Origin of the sequence: Rhodoplanes roseus, assembly GCF_003258865.1 — a bacterium.
Classification (GTDB): Bacteria; Pseudomonadota; Alphaproteobacteria; order Rhizobiales; family Xanthobacteraceae; genus Rhodoplanes; species Rhodoplanes roseus.
Genome location: NZ_NPEX01000373.1, coordinates 1 through 4,621 on the forward strand (window position 1 = coordinate 1; position 4,621 = coordinate 4,621).

Consider the following 4,621-nt stretch of genomic DNA (forward strand, 5'->3'; position numbering starts at 1 on the left):
ATACTCCGCCGATGGGCGGAGTATCGGCAGCGCTCGGGTCGCGCGGCACCGCCGGCGGACGTCCCTCGCCGAACGTCGCGATGCGGGCTGCCAGCATGGCGCGCTGGCTCTCGCTCAGATGCCGCCGCCGCAGGTTCTCGTCGATCACGAACCTCAGCGGACCGCGATCGATCACCGCCTTCCGGAAGTGCCGAGGGTCGAATCCGACGAAGGCCGCGCTGGTCGCCGGGTCGAGATCGGCGCCGCAGAGGTCGCCCTCCCCGACCAGACGGGCCAAAGCGCGATACCGGTTGCGGCCGTCGAGGATCATGCCGTCGAGCAGCACGATCGGATGATTCAGCCCGCCCGCCCGGATGCTGTCGACCAACTCCTCGAACTCCGCTCCGTTGATCAGCGGGAACAAGTCGGCGAGCGGGTGGAAGGGCAGCGACCTCGCGGCGGCGCGCGAGCCTGGCTCGGCAGCGGCCCTGACCGCCGCGGCCCCGCGTTGCGCCGTGCTGCCGGGCCGCACGACGTCGCGTGCCGGCCGGGACAGTGCCTGGCGGCTCATCGTGAGCCCTCGGCGCCAACACGGCTGTGCAGGTCGTGCAGATCCTGAGACGAAGCGTCCGGGAAGATCCTGAAGGGGCGGAAAATGGGCGCGCACTGGACCGAACCGGTGCGCGCCCGAGTCCACGTCCGGCCCGAACGCCGCCGTGGGCAGAACCTCGAATTCGAGGCGGCGATCATGTCCGCCTCCGATTGCGTGTGGACGCGCTCGGTGCCACATCGGCCGGGGGCGTCGCCAGCACCCCCGCCCCGGCATTTCCCCGCCCCTCGTGGGCCAGCTCGGCCCGCGCCGCAGCGAGCGCGTGCAGCACCTGGTCGAGCTCGGCCAGAACGGCGCGCCGTTCGCCGGCGTCGATACGGCCGTCGGCCAGCGCGTCGACAACGGTCGAGACGAACTCGCCCCACTCCTTGGCGCTCCTGGCGACGAGGCCTTCGAATCGGCACGTGGTCGTGGCGCAGGGCAGGAACACGCCGCCCGCCGCGGCGGCGAAGTCCTCGGCCAGGACGACGGCCGCGGCCGGCGCCGCATCGGCGATACGCCGCGCCTGGTCGAGTGTCAGCTCGTCCGGGCAGGCCGGGTCCGAATAGGCCTGGGTCTGCGTCGGCGAGCGCCGCAGCCAGAAGGCGATGCGCTTGATGCCGCCGTGGACCGCGTCGAACAGGCGCGTGACCACGTCCTTGGTGGTCCCGTAGTCGCGCGGCTTGTAGGGGCGGAAGGCCATCACGCCCTCCTCACAGACCGAAGGACGCGGACACGTCGGCGGGCGGGGTCAGGCCGATGGCCGGCAGGTTCAGGTAGGCGATCCTGAGCCGCATGGCCAACAACGGAAACAGTATCTGGAGGGGCAGCATCGACCCAGTGTCCTGTTCGGCCATGGAGCAATGCTCCCGCAAGGCTGCGGCCCGGCCGGGCCGTGACGGCACGGCGTGCCTGCACTACCATCGGGCTAACCACAGTCTGGATGGAGTACTGGATGCAGTCCGAAATGTTGGCCGAGCGACTGGACGTCCTGGAGGCCAAGATCGAAGCGCATGTCGACGTGATGACGGCCCTGTTCCTCGCCCTCCGCGACGCGGGTTTCGACATGGAGGCGGTCCTCGCCTGGGTCGAGCAGTTCCGCGACGATCGGCGCGCCGAGAACCGGCCTCCCGCTTGGCCCCAGGAGCTCGAGCGCATGGTCCGCGAGCTGACAGGGATCATGGCGATCACCCCTGGGCGCCGACCGACCGGATGATTGAGATCAGGGTATCGCTGAGCGCCGGCGCAGCCGCATTGCGTTGAGATGAGGACGGAAATCCGCGGACACACTGATCGGCTCCGGATTCGGGCGCGCGCATTCCGGCGGACTCCGTCGAACCGACTGGTCATGATGGTCGGGCGGTGGGTCACGACGCGGCGCTCTGGGCGGCGCGACGGCGAGCCGAGCTTCGGCCAGCGAAGATATCGGGGCGCAATTCGTGACGCGGCACGCCGGTCTCGCGCTCGATCGCGAGAACGTACTCGGCCGGCACGCCCCGCTTGGCGCGCTCCAGCCAGTACCAGACCATGGACTGAGAGGTTCCGATGCGTTCGGCGAGCGGCTTCTGCCCGCCGACCACGTCGCATGCTCGCTTGAGGGCGTCTCTGGACATGCCGACAAAATACCGAGAAATCGGTAGATGTCAACCGACTTATCGGTGGATCACTTCGATCGAAATTTTGGTATCGGTTGGGCTATGAAGATAGTTGACCGGGCAGCGTTCGGCCGGCGCGTCGCCAGCCGCCGAGCTAAACTGAAGATGTCACAGGCCGCGTTGGCGGAAGCTGTCGGCATGAAACAGCAGGGCATCGTTGCGATCGAACACGGTGACGTATCCCGACCTAGGATGCTGCGGGAAATCGCAGCTGCCCTCCGGACCACCCAGGAGTGGCTGCTTTGGGAGGACGGACCGGAGGAGGCCGACTCGCCGCCGTTGATCCGTCCTGGCGGCCCGGAACGGTCAGAAGTTGAGGTGGCGCGTGAAGGCTGGCCCAACACCGGCGAACCGACCGTGGAGGTGCGGGGCGTCAGTGTTGGGGGAAGTGATGCCTTCTTCTACATGGGGGACATCCAGGACCTGGTGAAGCGGCCGCCCGGCATCCGTCACGCCAGGAACGTGGTCGCGCTCTATGTCACTGGCTCGAGCATGGAGCCGCGTTTCCGCAGTGGCGAGCTGATCTACATCCAGGATCGCATGCCGGCGCCGGGCGACGATGTGGTTGTCGAGCTCCATCCCGAGAAGGATGGCGACCCCCCCAAGAGCTTCCTCAAGGAACTGGTGAAACTCACACCGAGGCACATCCTGTGCAAGCAGCATAATCCCGCCCGAGCAGTCGAGTTCGACCGCGCCGAGGTGCGCAAGTTGTGGCGGGTCCTGACCCTGCGCGAGCTGATGGGATGATCGCGTCTGGGTGGACGCGACGACGTTGCCTCCGCCGACAGCCTGGGTGATCGGATCCGAACGACGGCGGCTCGGTGAGCCGGTAACCCTTCGAGGCCGCTATCCGACCTCCTCCGGCACCTGTCCGAACCGCGCCAGGACGACCGGATCGTCAAAATCGTCCGTACCAGGATCCCCGGCCCGGCTGAACGCGATCGCCCCGCCATTGATGCTCGCGATCTTCTCGGCTCGGCGCAGAGCGGCTTCTGCCGAGGGAACTTCGATCGCCGGCACGGGACTGAGGCGCCCGCGCGGGCCCGCCGTGAAGCCCTGAACGACGTAGAACGTTTTCATAGCCATCGATGATCTCCACCACGATGTTACGGCCTTCGCCGCCCTGATTTCGACAGTCCGAGCAAACGAGCCTGTGCCAGCACTCGGGCACCAGGACGCTGCGATCGGCGAACCCACGCCTGCCGCAGTCCGAACACGTCACCCTCAGCATTGCCCGGAGGCCACTTACAATTGTTCTTGTTTCGTTCTCATCTTGGACTCAGTCCGGCCGCTGAGTCGAATCGATTCGTTGGCTCAGCCTCCATCAAATTTTTGGTTGTTGTTTACTGATTTTTCGGTACACTCTCCTATCAGCAGAGGAGAGTCGGATGCCCTGCCCGATCCGCCATTCCATGATTTCAGCGACGCCGGTCAGCACGACTGTTGAAAACAGCGCCGCCCCGGTCGACCTGGGCCGACTGATGCGGATCGAGCAGCGCGCCCGGATGGCGGCCGTGCTGGTGGCTTCGGGCATCGACCTGGACGGCCCGGCCGACGCCGCCGCGATGGCACTCCTCGCCGCCGGCTGGCGCGGCGGCCCGATTGCCGACCACCTCGACAGCGCGCTCGCCGCCGCCCGCAAGTTCGTCGCCACCCACCTGCCGCGCGTCGCCGCTCCATCCTGCGCGGGCGGCGCCCTGCTTTCCGGCGCCAGCCCGCTGGCGCGCCTCCCGGGGGGCCGATCATGAACACCGGATCTGCCGTGAACGCCGCCTCCAAGGATGTTCTGCTTGAGCCGATTGCCGAGCTGATGCGGCCCGAACCGCTCGCCGACCTTGTCGGCAGCGCAGGCCTCTCCGCCGTGCGGCTGGCGCTCGGCGCCGCCGTCCGCCCATCCGCAGGAGCCTGACGATGACGCCCGAACCCCGCCCGAGCGCGATCCCGTTGGCCTGCGAGATCGTCTCGCGTTTGCGCGCCATCCGGCAACCTACCCGCGTCATGGCGGCCGATCTGATCGAGCGCCTCGACGGCGAGCGTAGGGAGTTGCACCGAACCGTCCTCGACGCCGATCGCGGGTTCGAGGCCGCGCTGGCCGCCGGCTGGCTCGACGCGCTCGCCGCCGGCGACGTGCCCCGCCTCGCCGATCTGTGGCAGCGCCACCTGTCACCCGCCCGGCACGCACTCGCGGCAGCAGCGGCGCCCCGCACTGAGACCGAGCGGAGCATGGCTCATGGCTGAGGCCGACATCCGCTACCCGCGCCGGTCGCGATGATCATCCAACCCAGGAGGAGACCATGGACACCACGAAGAAGTCGCCCCGTCCGGTCGACCGCCACGTCGGCGGTCGGGTCCGCATGCGCCGCATGATGCTCGGCATGAGCCAGGAGAAGCTCGGCGA

The 4,621-nt window shown here is 68.1% G+C and carries 9 protein-coding genes and 2 pseudogenes; 6 read left to right on the top strand and 5 right to left on the bottom strand.

Annotated elements, in window-relative coordinates:
- The 3 genes and pseudogenes from CH341_RS28355 to CH341_RS34525 all read right to left on the bottom strand — a co-directional run.
- Positions 1 to 676: pseudogene (locus CH341_RS28355) on the bottom strand (hypothetical protein); the annotation flags it as partial.
- A gap of 49 nt (positions 677 to 725) precedes the next feature.
- Positions 726 to 1,271, bottom strand: a complete 546-nt coding sequence (locus tag CH341_RS28360) for a phage regulatory CII family protein (protein WP_111422453.1) — start codon at positions 1,269 to 1,271, stop codon at positions 726 to 728.
- A gap of 10 nt (positions 1,272 to 1,281) precedes the next feature.
- On the bottom strand, positions 1,282 to 1,425 hold the full coding sequence (locus tag CH341_RS34525; protein ID WP_170149842.1) for a hypothetical protein: 144 nt from the start codon (positions 1,423 to 1,425) through the stop codon (positions 1,282 to 1,284).
- 98 nt (positions 1,426 to 1,523) lie between these two features.
- Here CH341_RS34525 and CH341_RS28365 point away from each other — a divergent pair, with 98 nt between their 5' ends.
- Positions 1,524 to 1,784, top strand: coding sequence for a hypothetical protein (locus CH341_RS28365; protein ID WP_111422455.1), 261 nt, complete (start codon positions 1,524 to 1,526; stop codon positions 1,782 to 1,784).
- A gap of 151 nt (positions 1,785 to 1,935) precedes the next feature.
- Here CH341_RS28365 and CH341_RS28370 read toward each other — a convergent pair whose 3' ends face one another.
- Positions 1,936 to 2,181, bottom strand: coding sequence for a transcriptional regulator (locus tag CH341_RS28370; protein ID WP_111422458.1), 246 nt, complete (start codon positions 2,179 to 2,181; stop codon positions 1,936 to 1,938).
- Between the two features lie 45 nt (positions 2,182 to 2,226).
- Between CH341_RS28370 and CH341_RS28375 the strand changes: the two genes are divergently transcribed.
- Positions 2,227 to 2,970, top strand: a complete 744-nt coding sequence (locus CH341_RS28375; RefSeq protein ID WP_170149843.1) for an XRE family transcriptional regulator — start codon at positions 2,227 to 2,229, stop codon at positions 2,968 to 2,970.
- Positions 2,971 to 3,069: 99 nt separating this feature from the next.
- Here the strand turns inward: CH341_RS28375 and CH341_RS28380 are convergent, their stop codons facing one another.
- Complete coding sequence (locus CH341_RS28380; RefSeq protein ID WP_245431292.1) at positions 3,070 to 3,303, bottom strand: hypothetical protein; 234 nt, start codon at positions 3,301 to 3,303, stop codon at positions 3,070 to 3,072.
- A 308-nt stretch (positions 3,304 to 3,611) separates the two neighbouring features.
- On the opposite strand from CH341_RS28380, the gene CH341_RS28385 reads away from it, so the two are divergent.
- The 4 genes and pseudogenes from CH341_RS28385 to CH341_RS36085 all read left to right on the top strand — a co-directional run.
- The gene (locus CH341_RS28385) at positions 3,612 to 3,971 is read left to right on the top strand and encodes a hypothetical protein (RefSeq protein WP_111422466.1); all 360 of its coding nucleotides are present in this window, start codon (positions 3,612 to 3,614) and stop codon (positions 3,969 to 3,971) included.
- A 14-nt stretch (positions 3,972 to 3,985) separates the two neighbouring features.
- A complete protein-coding gene (locus tag CH341_RS34530; RefSeq protein WP_170149844.1) occupies positions 3,986 to 4,132 on the top strand; it encodes a hypothetical protein in 147 nt (48 codons plus the stop codon).
- Positions 4,133 to 4,134: 2 nt separating this feature from the next.
- The gene (locus CH341_RS28390; protein ID WP_111422468.1) at positions 4,135 to 4,461 is read left to right on the top strand and encodes a hypothetical protein; all 327 of its coding nucleotides are present in this window, start codon (positions 4,135 to 4,137) and stop codon (positions 4,459 to 4,461) included.
- A gap of 56 nt (positions 4,462 to 4,517) precedes the next feature.
- Positions 4,518 to 4,621, top strand: a pseudogene (locus CH341_RS36085) (helix-turn-helix domain-containing protein); the annotation flags it as partial.